This is a genomic window from Terrabacter sp. NPDC080008, from assembly GCF_040702505.1.
Lineage (GTDB): Bacteria > Actinomycetota > Actinomycetes > Actinomycetales > Dermatophilaceae > Terrabacter.
The window spans coordinates 37,396-57,949 of the sequence record NZ_JBFBLC010000009.1; the positions used below are offsets into that span (position 1 = coordinate 37,396).

Consider the following 20,554-nt stretch of genomic DNA (forward strand, 5'->3'; position numbering starts at 1 on the left):
GTGCTCCGCGCGCGAACGGCCGGTCCCCACCGAGGGTGGGAACCGGCCGTCAGAGCGGATCCGGTCAGTTGGGCTGGACGAACACCGCGACCGTGCGCGCCGGCACCGAGAACGTGCCGGTCCCGCTGTCGTATGCCGCGTGCTTGACGACGCTGTCCGCGCCGTTCGCCTGCACCGGGCTCAGCTGCACCGTGCCGGTGATCCCGGGGACCTTCTGCTGGACGGTGTCGGGCGTCGCGTTGAAGACGACGACCGCCCCGCGCAGGGCCGGGTCGGCGTCGGCGCCCTTTGTGTCGTCGATGCGCATCACGATGACGCCCTGCTTGGCGTCGGCGGTGCCGGACACCGGGAAGGTCACCTTGGCGTTGATGGCATCGGCGTTGCCGAGGCGGAACAGCTTGGTGCTGAAGCGGAGTCGCAGCAGGTCCTGCGCCATCGCGTCGGCGCTGCGCACGTCGGCGGGCGTGGGCTTGAGCGCAGGGTTGGCGAGCAGCGGCTTCATGTAGGGCCACTTCGCCGAGTTCTGCGCCTCGGGCGGCAGGCCGTGGCCGAAGCCGTTGTCGGCGCCCGTCCAGTCGAGCCGGTTGAACCAGTCTCCGCTGTCGTAGGAGTCGCGGTTGAGCGACTTGCTGCGCAGCAGGTCGGCGCCGGCGTGCCAGAACGACGGCGTCTGGGCGAGCGCGGTCGTGGCGAGCGACAGGGTGTTCATGCGCACTCGGTCCTGCATCGAGGTCGCGAGCGGCAGCTTGTACGTCAGCGAGTCGAAGAGCGTCTCGTTGTCGTGCGCGTCGACGTAGCTGACGACCTCGTCGGGCTGGTCGGCGTAGCCGGCGGGCGCGCCGTTGTAGTCCACCTGGGTGCCGTTGACCACGGTCCCGCTCTTCTGGCTGCGGAAGGTGAACGACTTGAGGTTGCCGGCCAGGCCCAGCTCGACCAGGTCGGTGTCGCTGGCGAGGCGGCTCGTAGCGTCGGCGTTGATCGCCGCGCCGTTGGGGTCGGTCGCCTCGCCGGACCCGAAGCCCTGGCGGCGCGGGTCATCGTCGAACGGGCCACCACCGCGCACGGCGTCACGCAGCCGGTCGGAGAAGGTGCCGATGCCGGTGCCGCCGAGCTGGCCCTGGGTGGCTTGGACGAACAGCTTGTTGTCGGCGACCTCACCGAAGTTCCAGCCCTCGCCGTAGAGGTACATCGACTTTCCGTCGACGCCGTCCTTCTGCAGGGTCAGCGCGTCGAGGGCCTTGCGCACGGCGAGCATGTTCGCGCGGCTGGCGTGTCCCATCAGGTCGAAGCGGAAGCCGTCGACGTGGTAGTTGCGGGCCCACGAGACGACCGAGTCGACCATGAGCTTCTCGGCCATCGCGTGCTCGGTGGCGACGTTCTGGCAGCAGGTCGAGGTCTCCACGGCACCCTTGGCATCAAGACGCTGGTAGTAGCCCGGCACGACCTTGTCGAGCACCGACTTGTCGTCCTGCCCCGAGGCTGCGGTGTGGTTGAAGACCTGGTCGAGCACGACCCGCAGCCCGTCCTGGTGCAGCGCGCCGACCATCGTGCGGAACTCGGCCACGCGGGCACCGCCGTCGGCCGCCTGCGTCGACGACGCGTACGACCCGTCGGGCACGCTCCAGTGGTAGGGGTCGTAGCCCCAGTTGAATGCGTCCTTGCCGGCCACCGCGGTGACGCAGTTCTGCTGCTGGTCGCTGTCGGGCGCGTAGGAGGCGAGGTCGCACTGGGGTGTCTGCTGCTTGGCCTTGTCCTCCTCGATCGAGGCGATGTCGAAGGTGGGCAGCAGGTGCACGGTGTTGAGGCCCGCCTTGGCGAGCGCCTTGAGGTGGGCGCGGCCGTCGCCGTTCTCGGCGAAGGCGAGGTACGTGCCGCGCAGGGCGGCCGGGACCTTCGGGTCGCTCATCGAGTAGTCGCGCACGTGCAGCTCGTAGATCGTCGAGTCGACGTCCTGGGCGAGCTTGGGTGACGGCGTGGTGCGCCACGTCGAGGGCATGAGGGCCGGGTCGTGCAGGTCGACGGCCACCGAGCGGGTGGAGTCGACCGTGAGCGCCACCGAGCTGGGGTCGGTGACGGCGTTGGTCTCCACCTTCTGGGTGCTGGGAGCCCAGACCTTCACCTCGTAGAGGTAGCGCGCATTGCGTCCCTCCTTGCCGAGGGAGGCCGACTACGAGCCGTCGTCGCCCCGCTTCATCGGGGTGCGCCGGGCCCTCGTCACCGGCTGGTCGGCGGAGCCGGCCGGCCAGGTCAGGAGGGTGACCTCCTGTGCCGTCGGCGCCCACAGCCGGAAGCCCACGCGGCCTCCGGAGACGCTGACGCCGTAGTCGCCGCGAGCGGCCGACGGCGCGTAGAGCGCGTCGAGGGCGATGGCCGTCTGGGCGCCGGTGGCGTCGAGCAGCGAGCCTGTGGAGTCGTACATCGCGACGGCCACCTGGCCCCTGAGGATCTGCGGCATCTGACGGGCCGTGGCCTTGTCGGTGCGCAGGGCGACGTAGCCCTTGAGCTCGGGGTGGGAGGCCACGAGCGAGGCCGGCAGGCCGGCGGGGTCGCGGGTCAGTGTCGCCACGGACCCGCCGGTCACGGCCTCGGCGTCGAGGCCGAGGCCACCGGTGGCCGACCAGTGCAGGCGCCAGGAGAGGGTCGCCGGGTCGGTGCCCGACGGGAGCGAGGCCGCCGGCCAGGCGACGAGGTCGGGGCCCACGACGTAGGCCTTGGACTTCGTCAGGTCGGGCGCCGCACCCGCGCGGCTGGTCTTGACCGAGATCGCGTGCGTCGACAGGACGTAGCTGATGGTCGTCAGCACACCGTCGGCAGGGACGCTGAACGCGACGTTCGCGCCACCGGGCGCACCGCCGACCCCGTAGTTCTCGTCCCAACCGAGACCGTGCGCGACCTTGAACTCGTAGTTCCCAGCGGGGATCTGGTCGGTCGTGAAGGTGTAGGTGCCGTCGCCGTCCGGGTCCTCCAACCACGACCGCATGCACGACGGGTCCCAGTCGCCCGGGCAGCCGAGCTTGCTCTGGAAGCTGCCGGGCGCCGTGATGATCGGCCCCTGCGCATCGCTCGTCGCCCAGTGCGTTCGGTGGTCGTAGTAGAAGGTGACGGGCTTGCCCGCCGGGACGGTGTAGGCGATGTTGCCGCCGCCCTTGACCGCGCCGGCGCCGTAGTTCTCGTCCCACGACTTGTTGATCGCGGCCTTGTACTCGTAGTCACCGGCCGGGATCGAGTCGTAGGAGCCCTTCCAGACCTCGTCCTTCGGGTCGAGGGCCAGCTGCGCCTGGGTGCAGTCCGGCTGCCAGTCGCCGGGGCAGCCCATCTCGGAGTTGTGGCTGCCCGGGACGCTGACGTTGTCGGGCTGCGTGACGGGACCGACACCGCCCGTGCTGCTGCCGCTGCCGGAGCTCGTCGGCTGGCCGACGATGCCGTAGGTAGAGGTGGCGGAGACGTGCCCGGCGATGTCCTTGGCCACCATGCGGTACTCGACGAGCGTGCCCTTGGCGAGGCCGGACACGTCGTGGAAGACGCGGTAGGGGGCGTTGTCATCGGTGCCGATCGGCGTCCAGGTGGAGGTTCCGACCGGCCGCTGGAGGAAGGTCACCTCGGCGAAGCTGCTGCCGGGCAGGGCCGCACCGATCTCGGCCCGGCCACCGACCACGCCACCCGCACTGGGCGAGGTGGGGTAGATCGCGGGCGCCGACTTCGGCTGGGCCATGGTGTCGTTGGCCTTGTAGACGGCCACGGACAGCGGGGGCACGGTCACCGTGACCCGGCCGTCGGCGGCGACCCGCAGGTCCGAGGTGGCGCCGAGGAGCGGCACGAGCTTCGAGCGGGCCGAGTAGGTGGAGAAGGTCGCCGTCTTGGCGGTGGTGGCGTTGTTGGCCACGACGACGTACTCGCGCTTGGCCGCCTTGTCGATGCGGCTGATGGCGTAGATGCCGGCTGCGTCGGAGGCGTAGCGGTGCACCTGGGCGCCGTCGGCGAGCGCCGGGTTGGCGGCTCGCAGCGCCGAGAGCTGCTTGATCCGGCGGTAGAGCGGCGCGGTGGTGTCGTAGTGGTCGCCGGTGCCTTCCGGCTTGTCGCTGCCGACGATGACGTCGTCCTGGTAGATCGGCGTCTTCGTGCCGAACATGTCCTGGCGCGCGCGCTTGTCGCCGAAGTCGCTCGTCGGGCCGGTGAAGCCCTGCTCGTCGCCGTAGTAGACGACCGGCTGGCCACGCGTGAGGAACATCAGCGAGTTGGCCAGCTCGTCGCGCGCGAGCAGGTCGGCGCCCTTGGCGCCGCCGGCGAGGAGCATCGCGCCGACGCGGCCCATGTCGTGGTTGCCGAGGAAGGTCGGCAGCTCGTAGGCGTTGGAGTCCGTGTCGGTGTAGTAGTCGTCGCCGGCGAACAGGTCGCGTATGCCGGTCGTCGCCTTGCCCTGCGCGAAGCCGAGCGCGGCCCCCTGGAAGCCGAAGTCGAGCGTCGCGGGCAGCTTGCCCTGGGTCGTGAACTGGCTCATGTAGCTCGGGTTGGCGTCGTAGACCTCACCGAACATGAAGAAGTTCTTCTTGCCCGTCGCGGCCGCGTGCTGGAGGATCGCCGGCGAGAACGACTGCCAGAACTGCATGTTCACGTGCTTGACGGTGTCGATGCGGAAGCCGTCGACGCCGAAGTCGACCCACGACTTGTAGATGTCCTCCATGCCGGAGACGACCTTGGGGTTCTCGGTGAAGAGGTCGTCGAGGCCGGAGAAGTCGCCATAGGTGGCCGACTCGCCGGCATACGTCGAGTCACCGCGGTTGTGGTAGAGCGTCGGGTCGTTGAGCCAGGCCGGGACCTTGACGTCCTTGTCGGCGTCGGCGACCTTCGGCACGTAGGGGAAGGAGGTCGCGGCCGACATCGCGGGGAAGCAGTCGGGGACCGTGGCCGAGCCCGTGCAGGCGGGCTTGCCTGCCACGGCCGCGTCGTCGAAGACGTTGCCCTGCGCGTCCTTGTAGGGCTTGCTCGCCTTCGGCACGTAGGTGTAGCTGCCGCCGTCGTAGGAGATGACGTCGGCGGTGTGGTTGGTGATGATGTCGAAGAAGACCTTCATCCCCTTGGCGTGGGCCGCCGCGATGAGCGCCTTCATGTCGGAGTTCGTGCCCAGGTGCGGGTCGATCTGCGTGAAGTCGGTGATCCAGTAGCCGTGGTAGCCGGCGCTGGCGTCAGAGCCCGCGCCCTGGACCGGGCGGTTCTTGAAGGACGGCGTCAGCCAGATCGCCGTGGTGCCCAGGCCCTTGATGTAGTCGAGCCTGCTCGTCAGGCCCTTGAGGTCACCGCCGTGGTAGAAGCCCTCGTTGCTCGGGTCGAAGCCCGTCGTCATCGGGCCCCCGGTGAGGCCGCCACGGTCGTTGGTGGTGTCACCGTTGGCGAAGCGGTCGGCCATGACGAAGTAGAAGCGCTCCCTCGTCGAGAGGTTGCGCAGCGACGGGGTCGCGAGCTTGGCGTCGGCAGCCGTGGCGGCGCCCGGCAGGTCGGTGGGGGCCACGCCCACGGCATGCGTCGTATCGTCGTAGGTGAAGCGGATGGTGGCCGGCCCGGCGAGGACGAGGGGGACGTTGCCGCCGTCCTGGCCGTAGCTCTCGCTCCACGAGTGGTTGATCGCGACCTTCAGCTCGTAGCTGCCCGCGGGCACCCGGAACTCGGCGGCGTACGTGCTCGTGCCGGGCTGGAGCGCGAGGTCGGTCTTCGCGCAGTCCGGCTGCCAGTCGGCTCCGCAGCCGAGCTCGTCCTGCAGCGAGCCGACGAGGGTCGCCGTGCGCGGACCCTCCGCCCGGGCGGTAGGTGCCCCGGCCAGCGGGACGGCCAGTCCGGCCAGGACGAGGGCCGAGATGCTGGCGACGGACAGGGCCGGGCGACGGCGCATGCGCACTCCTTTGTGGGCTCGGTCGCACCCGCCCGTGTCTGGACGCTCGACCACCGGAGGAGAACGTAGCGCCCATATCGGACACCGCGCCAGACGTGCACTGCAACTTTTTGCACAATGGCTCAGAAAGTTGCGTGGTTCTTGCTCGATCCGTCAGAAGTGGCCGGGGTCGAGGAGGCGCCCCCTCAGCGACTCAGGCCACCGGGGCTCGAGACGAGGGTGCGCACCGCCGAGGAGAAGTCGGCGACCCGCGTCAGCGTCACCGGACCGGATGGCACCTCGATGCCCTCGGGCCAGCCGGGCCCCCCGATGACGACCTCGAGCGGCCAGTCGACGGCCGCGAGCTGCTGCCACAACGCCTCCGCGCGCTGACGGGGCAGCGACGCCCAGAGGAAGACCGCACGAGGTCGGGACTCGCGCAGGGTCGACACCAGCGCCTCGGACGGAACCCGCGGACCGAGGAAGAGGCACGCCACGCCGTTACGGGACAGCTCGGCCTCGAGCGCGAGCAGCGGCAGGTGGTGCTGCTCGTCGTCGGCCCCGGCCAGTACGACCGGCGAGCCGGCCACGCGAAGGCGGTTGGCGCGCACGACGGCGCGCAGCTCCGACTGCAGCAGCTCGCTGGTCAGGTGCTCGGACTGCACCCCGAGGCGCCCCTCCTGCCAGAGGTCACCCACCCGGCGCAGCGCCGGCGCGAAGACGTCGACCCAGGCCCGGCCCACGTCGGACCGGCGCATCACCTGCCGGTAGAGCTGCGCCATGGTGCGTGGGTCGAGGGCGCGCGCGGCGGCGACGATCGCCTCCACGAGCGCAGCGGAATCGTCCAGAGTCGATCCGGACGCACCCCCCGCTACCGTCTCGGACGAGCCACCGAGGGCCGGCGATGCGTCAAGCTGCTCGACCACGGCTACGGAGTCCATGGCCAGGACGGAGTCGGCCGCGCTCTGTGCCGGCACGCCCTGGGCGGTGAGCCGTGCCATCAGGCGCACGCGGCTGATGTCCATCTCGATGTAGCGCCGATGGTTGCCGCTGGTGCGCAGGCTGGGACCGACGCCGTGGCGTCGGTCCCAGGAGCGCAACGTCGGAGCGGCGATGCCAAGGCGCTCGGAGACCACGCCCACGGGCCAGCCCAGCCGCGGCACCTGCTCGGGGTCGAACTCCGACTCCGAGGGCGTGGCTGCGGGGGGTTGCGTCATTCGTTGATCACCGTCCGATGTGGGGGCCGACGCGGGCGGGGCGGTCCGAGATTCCCGTCATGGACCACCCCGACCCCGTTCGGCCACCCCGATCATAAACTTATGCATGGCTCTTGTGCAATGCGTAGGTGTTGCGTAAGTTCTGCATCAGATCGCCACTTGGCTGCATCGCAGGCTCCGCCCCACTCCAGGAGGAAGCAATGACCATCACCCGCCTTCCGCGTCCCACGTACTCCTCCTACGAGTGGCAGGAGCAGGGCCGGTGCCGGACCAAGGCCGTCGAGCAGTTCTTCGCCGACGACCACGACCTCGACCAGCGCGAGCGCCGGGAGCAGACCGAGGCGGCGCGCATGGTCTGCGGCGGCTGCCCGGTGCGGCAGCAGTGCCTCGACCACGCCCTGCGGGTGCCTGAGACCTTCGGGATCTGGGGCGGCACGACGCCCACCGAGCGCGCCCAGATGCTGTGGGACGTCGCCGGCTGAGCGAGTCGCTCAGCGGACGGCGAGCGCGATCACCTCGGCGGTGGGCAGGCCCGCCAGGGCCGAGCCGTCGAGCAGCAGCTTCGCCCCGCGTACGCCGGCCCCCACCACGACGAGCCCCGCGGCCACGACCGCCTCGTCGACGAGGACGGGCCAGTCCGCGGGCAGCCCAACGGGCGTGATGCCTCCCTGCTGCATCCCCGTGGCCTCCTGCGCCAGGGCCTGGTCCGCGAACGAGATCTTGCGCGCCCCCAGGTGCTTGCGCACGACACGGTTGATGTCCGCGCGGTCGGTGGCCAGCACCATGACGGCGGCGTGTGTCGTCGTCTCTCCGCGGCGCGCCTCCACGACGACGCAGTTCGCCGAGGCCTCGGGCGCCACGTCGTAGGCCTCGCAGAACGCCGCCGTGTCGGCGAGCGATGCGTCGATCGGCGCGACGCGGGCGCCGGGCACGTGTCCGAGCGCTGCCGCCACCGGCGGCGCGAGCAGGTCGGGCCGCTCCGAGGCGGCCACCCATGTCAGGTTTCCTTCGGCACTGGGCATGCCGAGAGCGTATGCCGCCCGCTGCCGTCCAGCGGAGCGCCCCGCCACCCGAGGGCGCCGATCAGGCCGCCCCTCCAACCCCGGGCCGCGCCCCGCTCAGCCCGCAAACTCGGCCACGACGGTGGCCGCCGGCACAGCCCGCGCCGCACGCCACCCGGTGCCGGCCCACAGGGCCAGCAGGTCGGAGCGGTCCGCCGCGGCCGACGCCCGGCGCAGCGGGACGGTCACGTGGTGGACCTCCGGGTAGGCGGCGGGTGCGTGCCCGTCGTGGCGGCGGACGAAGTCGGTCTCGAGACCGCGGGCGAGGCGGCCGGAGTAGGCCCGCGTCACCGCGGTGCGCTGGTGGGCCGGGTCCGTCAGGGCGCGGCGGTAGGCCAGGCCCGTTCCCGCCTCGGGCGTCAGGAGCAGGGCCGTGCCCACCTGCACGGCGTTTGCCCCGGCGGCCCGCACCTCGGCGGCACGCTCGTGAGTGGCGATCCCGCCCGCGGCCACGACCGGCGCCTGCGTCTCCGCGCGCACGGCCACGACGAGGTCGACCAGGTCGAGGTCGCACGGCTGCTTCAACGGGTCCAGGGTGCCGCGGTGGCCACCGGCCTCCGCCCCCTGGACGCACAGGGCGTCGACGCCGGCGTCGAGGGCCGCCCGCGCCTCCTCCACGTCGGTGACCGTGGCGACGGTCTCGATCCCCGCGCGTCGCAGCTCACCGATGACCGCGGTGCTCGGCAGCCCGAACGTGAAGGACACCAGCGGGACCCGCTCGCGGACGACGAGGTCGAGCTTGCGCTCCCAGTCGTCGTCGTCGCCCGGACGCGGCTCCCCCGGCTCGGCCCCGAGCGAGCGGGCGTCGTCGGCCAGGAGGTCGCGGTAGGCCGCCACCGCCTGCGCCCGCTCCGTCCCGTCCAGCTCGCCCGGCCCCACGGCATACGCGTTCGCCTGGGCGGGGACGAAGAGGTTGACGCCGAACGGCCGTGAGGAGGCGTCCCAGACGTCCGCGATGGCGGCGGCCAGCTGAGGGGCGCTCAGGTAGCCGCCGGCGAGGATCCCCAGGCCACCCGCCTCCCCGACCGCGGCGACGAGCTCGGGGGTCGTCGGTCCCCCGGCCATCGGGGCGCCGACGACACCGGTCTCCACCGACTGCAGCAGCATGGCCCGACGCTACTCCGGTCAGCGGGGGCGGACGACCCGTCCCTCGTCCCACACCGGCTCGTTCGACTCATAGACGCGCCCGTCGGCACCGAAGACGAGGAAGCGGTCGAAGCCGCGAGCGAACCACCGGTCGTGGGTGACCGCGACGACGGTGCCCTCGAACGCCTCGAGCCCCTCCTCGAGCGCCTCGGCCGACTGGAGGTCGAGGTTGTCGGTGGGCTCGTCGAGCAGCAGCATCGTGGCCCCCGACAGCTCGAGCAGCAGGATCTGGAACCGCGCCTGCTGACCGCCTGAGAGCGACTCGAACCGCTGCTCCCCCGACCGGGCCAGCTCGTAGCGGTCGAGCGCCCGCGCCGCCTGCTCCCTCGGCATCCCGTCGCGGTGCTCGTCGCCGCGGTGCAGGATCTCGAGGAGCGTGCGGCCCACGAGCGACGGGTGCTCGTGCGTCTGGGCGAACCAGCCCGGCCGGACGCGCGAGCCCAGGCGCACCGTGCCGGAGTGCTCCACCGGCACCGGGCGCACGTCGCCGACCGGCTGGTGCTCGCGCTCCGGGTCGGTGCCGCCCGATGCGAGCAGCCGCAGGAAGTGCGACTTGCCCGAGCCGTTGCTGCCGAGGATGGCCATGCGCTCGCCGTACCAGACCTCGAGGTCGAAGGGCTTCATCAGACCGGTCAGCTCGAGGCCGGTGGCCACGACCGCCCGCTTGGCCGTGCGGCCACCGGTCAGGCGCATCCGCACCGACTGCGTCATCGGCGTCTCCTCGGGCGGCCCCGCCTCCTCGAACTTGGCGAGGCGAGTCTGCGCCGCCTGGTAGCGCGAGGCCATGCCGTCGTTGAACTTGGCCTTGACCTTCAGGGTCTGCACCAGCGTCTTGAGCTTGACGTGCTCCTCGTCCCAGCGCCGGCGCAGCTCCTCCAGTCGCGCGTTGCGGTCGGCGCGAGCCTGCGCATAGGTGCCGAAGCGGCCGGGGTGCACCCAGAGCGTGGCCCCGGCCGGCCCCGGCTCGAGCGTCGCGACCCTCGTGGCCACCCGGTCGAGCAGCTCGCGGTCGTGGCTGATGAAGAGCACCGTCTTCGGCGAGGCGACGAGCGCCTCCTCGAGCCAGCGCTTCGTCGGCACGTCGAGGTAGTTGTCCGGCTCGTCGAGGAGCAGCACGTCCTCGGGCCCGCGCAGCAGCGCCTCGAGGACCAGGCGCTTCTGCTCGCCACCGGAGAGGGTCGTGACCTTGCGCCACTGGGCCTTCTCGTACGGCACGCCCAGCGCGGCGACCGTGCACTTGTCCCAGAGCGTCTCCTGCTCGTAGCCGCCGGCCTCGCCCCATTCGACGAGGGCGTGCGCGTACGCCATCTGGTCGGCCTCGGAGTCGCGCTCCATCATCAGCAGCTCGGTGCGGTCGACCTCCTCGGCGGCCGCACGCAGCCGTTCCGGGGCGACGGAGACCAGCAGGTCGCGCACCGTGGTGTCGTCGCGCACCTTGCCGATGAACTGACGCATCACGCCGAGGCCACCCGAGCGGGTGACCGCGCCCTCGTGGGCTGCCAGGTCACCGGCGATGATCCGCGTCAGCGTCGTCTTGCCCGTGCCGTTCGGCCCGACGAGGGCGATCTTTGCCCCCTCACCGACCCGCAGCGAGACGTCGTTCAGCAGGGGCCTGCCGTCGGGCAGGCTGAAGGAGAGGGAGTTGACATCGACGTGGCCCACGGCAGACAAGCCTGTCGTATGCCGTGGGCCCGCGTCACGCGGGTTATGCCTCCGTGCGCTCGGCCTCCGCCGGAGCCGCCGTGGTGACGGGAGCGCGACGGGCCCGGGTCATCACGGCGCGGTTCGCGAGCTCGGCGTCGTCGGGGTAGACGACCTCCTCCAGCGAGAGGCCGTGCGGCGGCATGACGTGCAGGCCGGAACCGCGCTGCGCCCCCTCCTGGAGCCGGCGCGGCCAGTCACGGTCGCGGCGGCCCTCCCCCACCGGGACGACCGAGCCGACGAGCGAGCGCACCATGGAGTGGCAGAACGCGTCGGCGCGCACCGTGGCCTCGAGCACCCCGTCGGGCCCCCGGGTCCACGAGAAGTCGAGCAGCGTGCGGACGGTCGTGGCCCCCTCGCGCTGCTTGCAGAAGGCGGCGAAGTCGCGCAGCCCCACCAGCGCCCGCGACGCCTCGTCCATCGCCTCCACGTCGAGCGGCCGGCGCCACCAGACGGTTTCGTGCCGCCGAAGCGGGTCCCGGACGGCATCCGCGTCGGCGAGGCGGTAGAGGTAGCGCCGCTCGACCGCCGAGAAGCGCGCGTCGAAGCCCGGAGACGCGAGCTCGGCCCGGCGCACCACGATGTCGTGCGGGAGCACGCCGACGAGACGGCTGACGAGGGCGCGGCCGGGCTCACGGTCCGACCGACCGGGCAGGGCGGCCCACGCGGCTGCGTCGAGGTCGACGTGGGCGACCTGGCCCCGAGCGTGCACCCCGGCGTCGGTGCGGCCGGCCACGGTCACGCGTACGGGCTCGGGGCTGCGCAGCACGGTGGACAGCCCTGTCGTGAGCTCGCCCTGGACGGTGCGGAGGGTCGGCTGGGCGGCCCAGCCGGAGAAGTCGGTGCCGTCGTAGGCGAGATCGAGCCGGACCCGGATCAGGGCCGTGTCGGACGGCTTCGGCTCGCTCATGGCGCCCGAGCCTAACGGGCGACGGCCGCGGACGAGGCCCCGGGGAAAAGCGAAGAGCAGCCCGCCCCCAGGGGGACGGGCTGCTCTTCGGCTGGGCCAGGCGTGGCTCAGGCCTCGGTCTTCTCGGCGCCGGCCTCGTCGGACGCAGCAGCGTCCTCGGTGGACTCGGTCGACTCGACAGCAGCCTCGTCGGCGGCCGGCTCGACGGCGGCGTCCTCGGCCGGGGTCTCGGCGGGCTCCTCGGCGGCAGGCTTGGCCTCGCTCTGCTTGGCAGCGCGCTTCGTGGCGGCCTCGGCCTCCTTGACCGTCGCCTTCTTGGCCGAGAGCGGCTCGCGGACGAGCTCGATGACGACCATGGGGGCGTTGTCACCCTTGCGGGCGCCGATCTTCGTGATGCGGGTGTAGCCGCCCTCGCGCGCCGCCATGTCGGGGGCGATCTCCGCGAAGAGACGGTGGACGACACCCTTGTCGCGCACGACCGTGAGGACGCGGCGGCGGGCGTGCAGGTCACCGCGCTTGGCGAAGGTGATCATGCGCTCGGCGAGCGGGCGCAGGCGCTTGGCCTTGGCCTCGGTCGTGGTGATCCGGTCGTTCTCGAAGAGCGACGTCGCGAGGTTGGCCAGGATCAGCCGCTCGTGGGCGGGGCCGCCACCGACGCGGGGACCCTTGGTGGGGGTGGGCATTTCGTTTCTCCTAGAAGTCCGACCAGGCCGTTCTCGAGCGGTGTGCCGAGGGCTCGGTCAAGAAAGGTTGGTCAGAGACGCTCGTCCTCGACGAACGACTGGTCGTCGTCGTCGCTGTAGTCATCGTCGCCGTAGCCGTCGACCAGGGCCGACGGGTCGAATCCGGGCGGGCTGTCCTTGAGGGCCAGACCCATGCCGACGAGCTTGGCCTTGACCTCGTCGATCGACTTCGCACCGAAGTTGCGGATGTCGAGCAGGTCGGCCTCGCTGCGACCCACGAGCTCACCCACGGTGTGGATGCCCTCGCGCTTGAGGCAGTTGTAGGAACGAACGGTGAGGTCCAGGTCCTCGATCGGCAGGGCGAGGTCCGCAGCGAGCGCGGCGTCCGTCGGCGACGGGCCCATGTCGATGCCCTCGGCCTCGACGTTGAGCTCGCGGGCCAGGCCGAAGAGCTCGACCAGCGTCTTGCCGGCCGAGGCCATGGCGTCGCGCGGGGTCATCGAGTTCTTGGTCTCGACGTCGACGATGAGCTTGTCGAAGTCGGTGCGCTGCTCGACACGGGTGGCCTCGACCTTGTAGGTCACGGTCAGCACCGGGCTGTAGATCGAGTCGACCGGGATGCGGCCGATCTCCTGGTCACCGGACTTGTTCTGCTGCGCCGAGACGTAGCCGCGGCCACGCTCCACGGTCAGCTCCATCTCGAGCTTGCCCTTGTCGTTCAGCGTCGCGATGTGCAGGTCGGGGTTGTGCACCTCGACACCCGCCGGCGGCGTGATGTCGGCGGCGGTGACCGCACCCGGACCCTGCTTGCGCAGGTACATGACGACCGGCTCGTCGTGCTCCGAGGAGACGACGAGGCCCTTGATGTTGAGGATCATCTCGGTGACGTCCTCCTTCACGCCCGGAACGGTCGTGAACTCGTGGAGCACGCCGTCGATGCGGATGGAGGTGACTGCCGCGCCCGGGATGCTCGAGAGCAGGGTGCGACGCATGGAGTTGCCGAGCGTGTAGCCGAAGCCGGGCTCGAGCGGCTCGATGGTGAAGCGGCTGCGGTTGCCCGCGACGACCTCTTCGGAGAGCACGGGACGCTGTGCGATGAGCACTGTTCATTTCCTTCCCACGGGCGACCGCCATATGACGCCTCGTGACACTGCCCGGTCGTGACCCGGGCGGGCCGGTCCGCCTCTGTCTGCGAACGCGGCCCCACGCACAAGGGGGGCGTATGCCGTCCGGCGGACCAGACGGCATACGCCGCCTTGCATCAGTTCTTCGAGTAGAGCTCGACGATCAGCTGCTCGGTGAGCTGCGAGTCGATCTGCGCGCGCACCGGGAGCTGGTGGATGAGGATCTGCAGCGAGCCCTCGACGACCTGCATCCAGGCCGGCACGGGACGCTCGCCGAACGTCTGGCGGGCCAGCTCGAACGGGAAGCTCTCGACGGACTGCTTGCGGACCGTGATGATGTCGTACTGCTCGACGCGGTAGCTCGGGACGTCGACGCGCACGCCGTTGACCTCGAAGTGGCCGTGCGTGACGAGCTGACGGGCGTGACGGCGCGTGCGGGCCAGGCCCGCGCGGTAGATCACGTTGTCGAGGCGCGACTCGAGGATCTGGAGGAGGTTCTCACCGGTCTTGCCGGGGCGCTTCGCCGCTTCCTTGTAGTAGCGGACGAACTGCTTCTCCATGACGCCGTACTGGAAACGCGCACGCTGCTTCTCCTGAAGCTGCGTGAGGTACTCCTTCTCCTGGATCCGGCGACGGCCGTGCTGGCCGGGCGGGAAGGGACGGAGCTCGAAGTTCTTGTCGCCGCCGACGAGGTCCATCTTGAGGCGGCGGGACTTCTTGGTGATCGGGCCGGTGTAACGAGCCATGTGTCTAGTTCTCTCTCTCGCTCAGGGCCGGATCAGACGCGACGGCGCTTGGGCGGGCGGACACCGTTGTGCGGCGTGGGCGTGACGTCGCTGATCGCGCCGACCTCGAGGCCGGTGGCCGTGAGGGAGCGGATCGCCGTCTCGCGGCCCGAGCCCGGGCCCTTGACGAAGACGTCGACCTTGCGCATGCCGTGCTCCATGGCGCGGCGGGCAGCAGCCTCGGCAGCCATCTGGGCTGCGAACGGGGTGGACTTGCGGGAGCCCTTGAAGCCGACCTGGCCGGCAGACGCCCACGAGATCACGGCGCCGGTGGGGTCCGTGATCGAGATGATCGTGTTGTTGAACGTGCTCTTGATGTGAGCGTGCCCGTGGGCGACGTTCTTCTTCTCCTTGCGACGAACCTTCGTCACGCGAGCCTTGGGAGGCAATTTTTCTCCTACGTCAGAACTGAATGTCGGTGAGACGTGATCGCAGCGCGATCAACGTCAGCGGGCCTTCTTCTTGCCGGCCACGGTGCGCTTCGGGCCCTTGCGGGTGCGCGCGTTGGTCTTGGTGCGCTGACCGCGCACGGGCAGACCACGACGGTGACGAAGACCCTCGTAGGAGCCGATCTCGACCTTGCGGCGGATGTCGGCCTGCACCTCACGGCGAAGGTCACCCTCGAGGCGGTAGTTGCCCTCGAGGAAGTCACGAAGCGCAACGAGCTCGGCCTCACCGAGGTCCTTGACGCGGGTGTTGGGGTTGACGCCGGTGGCAACCAGCGCCTCCTTGGAACGGGTGCGACCGACACCGAAGATGTAGGTCAGTGCGACCTCGACGCGCTTCTCGCGCGGAAGGTCGACTCCAACAAGACGAGCCATGTTGGGTTGTCTCCTGATTTCTGTTTCGCGGAGGTCTGGAGCAGTCACCGATCCGGGGTCACGGCCCGCCACTCAGAAGGACGGGCCACCGGTCCCCGGCCTCCGTGCCGGGGGTGACGTCCTGCGCCGACACGACGGTCGGTCATCAGGGGCCGGGTGCTGCTTTTCTTCACTTTTTCGCGTGCTGTCGAAGGCTGTCGACGGCGAGGGTGGTGGCTCTGCTCAGCCCTGGCGCTGCTTGTGGCGCAGGTTCTCGCAGATCACCATGACCCGACCGTTGCGGCGGATCACCTTGCACTTGTCGCAGATCTTCTTGACGCTCGGCTGAACCTTCATCTGCCTGCTGTCTTCGGATCGCGCGCCCGTTCCCCGCACGCCCTTGGAGGGCGTGTGACGACCAGGTGCTTGGGTGGGTAATCGGGTGTTCGTGCCTTGCACTCGTCCCGGCTGCTGGGCCCGCTCGCGCGGGTGGCCAGGGCCGGACCTGGTGCTCAGCGGTAGCGGAAGACGATCCGACCGCGGGTCAGGTCATAGGGCGAGAGCTCGACCACGACCCGGTCCTCGGGGAGGATCCGGATGTAGTGCTGTCGCATCTTGCCCGAGATGTGTGCGAGCACCTTGTGACCGTTGGAGAGCTCCACCCGGAACATCGCGTTCGGGAGAGCCTCGACTATCGTGCCCTCGATCTCGATGACACCGTCCTTCTTGGCCATATCCTCCGTCTAACTGTTGGTGGCCGACCCGGACTGAGCCGGCCTTGTGACGTGCCTGGTGGCCGCGCTGGAGGCACGGCCGGCATTCGAGCGTCGCGGCACACGACACCCAACGGTCAAGGTTACGCCAGAAGCGGCCGTTCCTGAAATCGGCGAAGGCTCACCGCGTGCGTCGCTCGAGCTCGGCTCGCCTCAGCCGCACGACCTGCTCGACCACACCGGTCGGCAGCGGTTGCGCGGGCCGGAAGCGGATCGTCCCCTTGCTGAGCGAGAAGCCGTCGAGCTCGTCGGAGACCGCCTCGACGACGGCCGAGCTGAAGGGGAACAGCGACAGGTGCCTCGCCGCGGCCCGCACGCTCAGGAGCGGTTGGCCGTCGAGCATCAGGGCCGGCATCCCGTAGCTCGTGCCCTCGACTGTGTCAGGCGCGACGCGCGTCGCAACGTCGACGACCCGCTGCAGCGCCTCGCGCTGCTCGCCGGGAAGTCCGGCGAGGTAGTCCGTGACGGTGCCCATGCCTCGAGGGTCCCACCGGAGGAGGTCGGCAGGCAGGCGTATGCCGTATGCCGTGGCCCGCGAACCCCCGGTTGCCCGCGCGGGCTTTTGGCTGGTGCGCGACGGCATACTGACGTGATGACCCAGCCAGGTGCCGACGCCACCCAACCGCCCACCACGCCGACTCCCCAGTCTGCCGAGGCTCCGGAGGACCACACCGACGTGGTGAGCGCCCCGCCGACCGAGGCGGAGGAGGTCGAGGCCTACTACGCGCGGATCGCGGCGGCGGCCGGAGCGGACGGGCGGCTGCCCGTGGCGGTCGAGGAGATGCCCGGCTGGGACATCTACCCCTACGAGATCGAGGGCCTGCGGCTCAAGGCGGTCCGGCCGCCGGTCGACGAGGAGCCGCCGCGCCGCGGGGAGGACCCGGCCGAGTGCTGGTGCGCGGCCGACCCGGACACCGTCGGCGGGCCCGAGGTCGTCTGGTCCAACGAGCGGTGGCGGCTGGGCCTGTCCTCCGACACCGGCCTGCCGGTCATGCTGGTGCTGCAGCCGCTCGAACACCACGACCTCACCACCCTGCCCATCGAGCTGGCGGCCGAGATGGGACAGCTCGTCGTCGCCATCGCCGACGCGGTCGAGCACGTGCCCAGCGTGGGGCGCGTCCAGCTCGCCAAGTGGGGCGACGGCGGCGCGCACCTGCACCTGGTCTTCCTGGGCCGGCCGGCCCGGATGCTCCAGTTCCGCGGCTCGCCGCTCATCGACTGGGAGGACAACCTCCCCCGCGTGCCCCTGGACGTGCTGCAGGCCAACGCCCGCGTCGTCGCCGAGCGCCTGGTCGTGCACGTCGGCGGTCGCGCCGGCACGCTCGGCCGCTAGCCCGCACCGTCGGCCATCCCCCAAGACCCGCTTCCCCGGCCGCCGGCGTGCCCCCGAGAGAGACGTGTCAGCGCGGATGGCTGGCCGGACGCTCGAAGAAGAGCACCGCGAGGACACCGATGAGCAGCACGGCGGCGGGCAGCAGCATCGACTCCGACATCGCCGAGGCGAAGCCGTCGGCGATCCTGGCCGGCATCGAGCCACCGGAGGCCTGCAGTCCGCCGAGGTCGCCGGGGATGCCCGGCAGGTCGGCGGCCAGGCGGGCCTGGATGACGGCGGCGATCGCCGCGCTGCCCAGGACCGCCCCGACCTGGCGGGTGGTGTTGTAGACGCCGGAACCGGCCCCCGCCGACGACAGCGGCAGGTTACGGGTGGCCGTGGCGCCGAGCGGGCCCCACATGAACGCGTTGCCCACACCCATGAGGGCCATCGGGAGCAGCAGCACCCAGGTCTGCGTGGCCGGGTGCATGACGAGGGCGAGCCACAGCAGCGAGGCCGATGTCAGACCGATGCCGACCGCCGTGATGCCGCGCGGGTGCACCCGGTCCGCCAGGCGCCCCGCCACCGGCGCGAGCCCTCCCGAGATGACGGCCATCGGCGCGAGGAGCAGCGCCGCGGACGTGGGCGAGAGTCCCCGCACCGCCTGCGCGTAGAGCATGAAGGGGAAGGCCATGGCGGTGATCGAGAAGCCGATGGTCGTGATGGCGATGTTGGCCAGCGTGAAGTTGCGGTCGCCGAAGAGCCCGAGTGGCAGCAGCGGCTCGTGGGTGTTGTGGGCCTGCCACCAGACGAAGGCGCCCAGCACGAGCAGGCCGACGCCGATGAGCAGTGGCACCGAGACGATGCCGCTGATGGTGCCCCAGTCGTAGGTCTCCCCCTCCTGGATGCCGAACACGACCAGGAACATCCCGACCGCCGAGAGCGCGACGCCGAGCCAGTCGAAGCGGTGGCTGTGGGTCTCGAGCCGGGGGACGAGCCGCGCGGCGAGCACGAACGCGACGACCCCGACCGGCACGTTGATGAAGAAGATCCACTCCCACCCGGGCCCGTCGACGAGCAGACCGCCGAGCACCGGACCGACGAGGATCGCGACCCCGGCGGTCGCACCCCAGAGCGCCATCGCCTGGCCGCGGGAGGCGGCGGGGAAGGTGCGGGTGATCACCGCCATCGTCTGCGGGGTCAGCATCGAGGCGCCGAGGCCCTGCACGACGCGGGCCAGGATGAGACCGGTGATGGTGCCGGTGAGGCCGCACCACAACGAGGCGATCGTGAAGACCGTGAGGCCGACGAGGTAGAGGCGCTTCGGACCGTAGCGGTCACCCAGACGACCGGTGATGAGCAGTGGCGTGGCGTAGGCGAGCAGGTAGGCGCTGGTGACCCAGATGACGCTGTTGACGTCGGTGTGCAGGCCCCGCAGGATCGCCGGGGTCGCCACCGACACGATGGTCGAGTCGACCAGGATCATGAAGAAGCCGATGACCATGGCCCACAGCGCGGGCCACGGGTTGTGCCCCTCTGGCACCCCGGCGTGGTGCCGTGCCGGGGCTGCCTGCCCCGCACCCGTCACTGCGGTCTGCTCGCTCACACCGGAGCTGGTCTCCTCCGCGGCCATGGTGGCCCCCTTCCGCCGCCTCGCGCAGCACCCCCGATTGTCCACCCGCCCACCGACAGCCGTCACGGGTCGACCGGGAGGTGCTGTGGGACGGGGGTGCGGTCAGGCGGTGCTCCAGCGCGTCGCGAGCCAGAGCGGGTCGGGGCCGGTGAGCGGCACCATCCGCCAGCGGAGGTCGGCGTCCCCGCTGCGCAGTCGCGCCTCGACCCGGAAGCGGTGGGGCGACTCGATGGCGATGACCTCGGCACGGAAGAGGTCCTCGTCGACCCAGCCGCCGCTGGCCACCACGGGCAGCGTCGCTCCCCCGCCGACCAGCTCGCCCTCGCGCCAGACCCCGCGCCCCACCGGGATGCGCAACCACTCGCCCCGGCGCTCGAGACCCAGCACGTGGTCGTTCCCGTCTCGGGTGACGGAGACGGCGGTGAAGCCTTCGGCGAGGTCGGAGTCCGCCGATCTCGACAGCTCGACGTGCTCGGGTCCGAGGGCGTCACCCGACAGGGCCGGGAGCTCGAGGGCGGTGAACCGCTCCGCGAGCCGGTCGTCCGCCTCGGCAGAGCCCGGAGCGTCGACGGCCGGGAGCACGTGCTCCCAGAGCAGGTCGAGCGTGGACTGCATCCGCTCCTGCTCCGCGGTGACGGCCACGACGGTGTCCTGCTCGGGCAGCACGATGAGGAACTGGCCGAAGGCGCCGTCGCCGCGGAAGCCGTGGCGCTGCATCCAGAAGGAGTAGCCGTAGCCGCGGCGCCAGTCCTCCTCGGCGCCCGGGTCCTCGTTGAGTGGCCCGAAGGCGCGCGTCGCCTCCTGCACCCACTCCTGCGACAGCAGCTGCTCACCCTGCCACCGGCCGCCGTCGAGGTAGAGCTGGGCGATCGAGGCGATGCCCTCGGTGGTCAGGTGCGAGCCAGTGAAGCCGAGCTCGCGGCCCAGCGGGTCGCGGTGCCACGGGATGTCTGGCAGCCCCAGCGGGTCGAGCAGGCGCGGGCGCAGGAAGTCGGCCACGCCCTCCCCGGCGACCCGGCGCACGATGACGGACAGCAGGTAGGTGGCGACCTGGTTGTAGGCGAAGACGGTCCCCGGCTCACGGGTGGGCCGGGTCGCGAAGACCTTCGGCACCCAGTCGCCCTCGTCGCCGAAGTCGCTGCCGCTCATCCGGTCGAAGACCTGCCCCCACGCGTCCTGCTCGTGGCCCACCGTCATCGACAGGCAGTGCCGGACCCGCACCCGCTCCCACCCCTCGGCGACAGCGGTGCGGTCGAGGTCCGGGAAGTGGTCGAGCACGAGGTCGTCCAGCGAGAGCCGGCCCTCCTGCACGAGGAAGCCGACGGCCGTCGCGGTCACCGTCTTCGAGAGGGAGTACGCGAGGTGGACGCGGCTCGCGGCATACGGCGCCCACCAGCCCTCGGCGACGACGTGGCCGTGCCGCACGACCAGAAGGCTGTGCAGGTCGAGGTCGCCGCGCTCGGCCGCGTCGACGAACGCGAGGAGGCCGGCGGCGTCGATGCCCTGCGCTGACGGGGTGCTGCGGGGAAGGCTCATGCACGTGAGG

18 protein-coding genes and 1 pseudogene are annotated in these 20,554 nt (G+C 71.1%); 2 read left to right on the forward strand and 17 right to left on the reverse strand.

Annotation, left to right across the window (positions count from 1 at the left end; translation table 11 throughout):
* Nucleotides 1-64 precede the first annotated feature (64 nt).
* The 3 genes and pseudogenes from pulA to AB0316_RS19775 form a co-directional block, all read right to left on the reverse strand.
* Nucleotides 65-2,131, reverse strand: a pseudogene (gene pulA / locus AB0316_RS19765) (pullulanase-type alpha-1,6-glucosidase); the annotation flags it as partial.
* 36 nt (nucleotides 2,132-2,167) lie between these two features.
* Nucleotides 2,168-5,884, reverse strand: coding sequence for an alpha-amylase family glycosyl hydrolase (locus tag AB0316_RS19770; protein WP_366274881.1), 3,717 nt, complete (start codon nucleotides 5,882-5,884; stop codon nucleotides 2,168-2,170).
* Between the two features lie 185 nt (nucleotides 5,885-6,069).
* Nucleotides 6,070-7,080, reverse strand: coding sequence for a B12-binding domain-containing protein (locus AB0316_RS19775; RefSeq protein ID WP_366274882.1), 1,011 nt, complete (start codon nucleotides 7,078-7,080; stop codon nucleotides 6,070-6,072).
* A gap of 200 nt (nucleotides 7,081-7,280) precedes the next feature.
* Here AB0316_RS19775 and AB0316_RS19780 point away from each other — a divergent pair, with 200 nt between their 5' ends.
* Nucleotides 7,281-7,562, forward strand: a complete 282-nt coding sequence (locus AB0316_RS19780) for a WhiB family transcriptional regulator (protein ID WP_366274884.1) — start codon at nucleotides 7,281-7,283, stop codon at nucleotides 7,560-7,562.
* Between the two features lie 9 nt (nucleotides 7,563-7,571).
* On the opposite strand, the gene AB0316_RS19785 is transcribed toward AB0316_RS19780, so the two are convergent.
* From AB0316_RS19785 to AB0316_RS19840, 12 genes are all read right to left on the reverse strand, one after another.
* On the reverse strand, nucleotides 7,572-8,102 hold the full coding sequence (locus AB0316_RS19785) for a YbaK/EbsC family protein (RefSeq protein ID WP_366274885.1): 531 nt from the start codon (nucleotides 8,100-8,102) through the stop codon (nucleotides 7,572-7,574).
* Between the two features lie 96 nt (nucleotides 8,103-8,198).
* Nucleotides 8,199-9,248 carry a nitronate monooxygenase gene (locus AB0316_RS19790; RefSeq protein ID WP_366274887.1) on the reverse strand — a complete coding sequence of 350 codons (1,050 nt, stop codon included), beginning with the start codon at nucleotides 9,246-9,248 and terminating at the stop codon, nucleotides 8,199-8,201.
* Between the two features lie 18 nt (nucleotides 9,249-9,266).
* Nucleotides 9,267-10,949, reverse strand: a complete 1,683-nt coding sequence (locus AB0316_RS19795) for an ATP-binding cassette domain-containing protein (protein WP_366274889.1) — start codon at nucleotides 10,947-10,949, stop codon at nucleotides 9,267-9,269.
* A 43-nt stretch (nucleotides 10,950-10,992) separates the two neighbouring features.
* Entirely contained in the window at nucleotides 10,993-11,898 is a 906-nt protein-coding gene (truA, locus tag AB0316_RS19800) for a tRNA pseudouridine(38-40) synthase TruA (protein ID WP_366274891.1), read from the reverse strand.
* A 107-nt stretch (nucleotides 11,899-12,005) separates the two neighbouring features.
* On the reverse strand, nucleotides 12,006-12,581 hold the full coding sequence (gene rplQ, locus AB0316_RS19805; protein ID WP_366274893.1) for a 50S ribosomal protein L17: 576 nt from the start codon (nucleotides 12,579-12,581) through the stop codon (nucleotides 12,006-12,008).
* A 71-nt stretch (nucleotides 12,582-12,652) separates the two neighbouring features.
* Nucleotides 12,653-13,684 (reverse strand): DNA-directed RNA polymerase subunit alpha, encoded by a 1,032-nt coding sequence (locus tag AB0316_RS19810; protein WP_142204319.1) that lies wholly within the window; start codon nucleotides 13,682-13,684, stop codon nucleotides 12,653-12,655.
* 158 nt (nucleotides 13,685-13,842) lie between these two features.
* A complete protein-coding gene (rpsD, locus tag AB0316_RS19815) occupies nucleotides 13,843-14,451 on the reverse strand; it encodes a 30S ribosomal protein S4 (RefSeq protein ID WP_366274895.1) in 609 nt (202 codons plus the stop codon).
* A gap of 32 nt (nucleotides 14,452-14,483) precedes the next feature.
* Nucleotides 14,484-14,879 carry a 30S ribosomal protein S11 gene (gene rpsK / locus AB0316_RS19820; protein ID WP_034801606.1) on the reverse strand — a complete coding sequence of 132 codons (396 nt, stop codon included), beginning with the start codon at nucleotides 14,877-14,879 and terminating at the stop codon, nucleotides 14,484-14,486.
* A gap of 57 nt (nucleotides 14,880-14,936) precedes the next feature.
* Nucleotides 14,937-15,311 (reverse strand): 30S ribosomal protein S13, encoded by a 375-nt coding sequence (gene rpsM / locus AB0316_RS19825; protein WP_142181434.1) that lies wholly within the window; start codon nucleotides 15,309-15,311, stop codon nucleotides 14,937-14,939.
* 222 nt (nucleotides 15,312-15,533) lie between these two features.
* Nucleotides 15,534-15,647: a 50S ribosomal protein L36 gene (gene rpmJ / locus AB0316_RS19830; protein ID WP_006592630.1), complete on the reverse strand. Its 114-nt coding sequence runs from the start codon at nucleotides 15,645-15,647 to the stop codon at nucleotides 15,534-15,536.
* Nucleotides 15,648-15,802: 155 nt separating this feature from the next.
* On the reverse strand, nucleotides 15,803-16,024 hold the full coding sequence (infA, locus tag AB0316_RS19835; RefSeq protein WP_013493543.1) for a translation initiation factor IF-1: 222 nt from the start codon (nucleotides 16,022-16,024) through the stop codon (nucleotides 15,803-15,805).
* Nucleotides 16,025-16,184: 160 nt separating this feature from the next.
* Nucleotides 16,185-16,538 carry a DUF1801 domain-containing protein gene (locus tag AB0316_RS19840; protein ID WP_366274898.1) on the reverse strand — a complete coding sequence of 118 codons (354 nt, stop codon included), beginning with the start codon at nucleotides 16,536-16,538 and terminating at the stop codon, nucleotides 16,185-16,187.
* 117 nt (nucleotides 16,539-16,655) lie between these two features.
* Here AB0316_RS19840 and AB0316_RS19845 point away from each other — a divergent pair, with 117 nt between their 5' ends.
* Nucleotides 16,656-17,396 (forward strand): hypothetical protein, encoded by a 741-nt coding sequence (locus tag AB0316_RS19845; protein WP_366274900.1) that lies wholly within the window; start codon nucleotides 16,656-16,658, stop codon nucleotides 17,394-17,396.
* A 67-nt stretch (nucleotides 17,397-17,463) separates the two neighbouring features.
* Here AB0316_RS19845 and AB0316_RS19850 read toward each other — a convergent pair whose 3' ends face one another.
* Together AB0316_RS19850 and AB0316_RS19855 are read right to left on the reverse strand one after the other, a co-directional pair.
* Complete coding sequence (locus AB0316_RS19850; protein WP_366274936.1) at nucleotides 17,464-18,879, reverse strand: DHA2 family efflux MFS transporter permease subunit; 1,416 nt, start codon at nucleotides 18,877-18,879, stop codon at nucleotides 17,464-17,466.
* Between the two features lie 231 nt (nucleotides 18,880-19,110).
* Nucleotides 19,111-20,544, reverse strand: a complete 1,434-nt coding sequence (locus tag AB0316_RS19855; protein ID WP_366274902.1) for a serine hydrolase domain-containing protein — start codon at nucleotides 20,542-20,544, stop codon at nucleotides 19,111-19,113.
* Nucleotides 20,545-20,554: the final 10 nt, after the last annotated feature.

Excerpts from the sequence above, each read along its gene's own strand:
- AB0316_RS19775 (WP_366274882.1), bottom strand. The coding sequence starts at position 7,080 with ATGACGCAACCCCCCGCAGCCACGCCCTCGGAGTCGGAGTTCGACCCC.
- AB0316_RS19850 (WP_366274936.1), bottom strand. The coding sequence starts at position 18,879 with ATGGTCATCGGCTTCTTCATGATCCTGGTCGACTCGACCATCGTGTCG.
- rpmJ (WP_006592630.1), bottom strand. The coding sequence starts at position 15,647 with ATGAAGGTTCAGCCGAGCGTCAAGAAGATCTGCGACAAGTGCAAGGTG.
- rpsM (WP_142181434.1), bottom strand. The coding sequence starts at position 15,311 with ATGGCTCGTCTTGTTGGAGTCGACCTTCCGCGCGAGAAGCGCGTCGAG.
- rpsD (WP_366274895.1), bottom strand. The coding sequence starts at position 14,451 with ATGGCTCGTTACACCGGCCCGATCACCAAGAAGTCCCGCCGCCTCAAG.
- AB0316_RS19840 (WP_366274898.1), bottom strand. The coding sequence starts at position 16,538 with ATGGGCACCGTCACGGACTACCTCGCCGGACTTCCCGGCGAGCAGCGC.
- AB0316_RS19855 (WP_366274902.1), bottom strand. The coding sequence starts at position 20,544 with ATGAGCCTTCCCCGCAGCACCCCGTCAGCGCAGGGCATCGACGCCGCC.
- AB0316_RS19770 (WP_366274881.1), bottom strand. The coding sequence starts at position 5,884 with ATGCGCCGTCGCCCGGCCCTGTCCGTCGCCAGCATCTCGGCCCTCGTC.
- truA (WP_366274891.1), bottom strand. The coding sequence starts at position 11,898 with ATGAGCGAGCCGAAGCCGTCCGACACGGCCCTGATCCGGGTCCGGCTC.
- AB0316_RS19780 (WP_366274884.1), top strand. The coding sequence starts at position 7,281 with ATGACCATCACCCGCCTTCCGCGTCCCACGTACTCCTCCTACGAGTGG.
- AB0316_RS19785 (WP_366274885.1), bottom strand. The coding sequence starts at position 8,102 with ATGCCCAGTGCCGAAGGAAACCTGACATGGGTGGCCGCCTCGGAGCGG.
- infA (WP_013493543.1), bottom strand. The coding sequence starts at position 16,024 with ATGGCCAAGAAGGACGGTGTCATCGAGATCGAGGGCACGATAGTCGAG.
- AB0316_RS19845 (WP_366274900.1), top strand. The coding sequence starts at position 16,656 with ATGACCCAGCCAGGTGCCGACGCCACCCAACCGCCCACCACGCCGACT.
- rplQ (WP_366274893.1), bottom strand. The coding sequence starts at position 12,581 with ATGCCCACCCCCACCAAGGGTCCCCGCGTCGGTGGCGGCCCCGCCCAC.
- AB0316_RS19790 (WP_366274887.1), bottom strand. The coding sequence starts at position 9,248 with ATGCTGCTGCAGTCGGTGGAGACCGGTGTCGTCGGCGCCCCGATGGCC.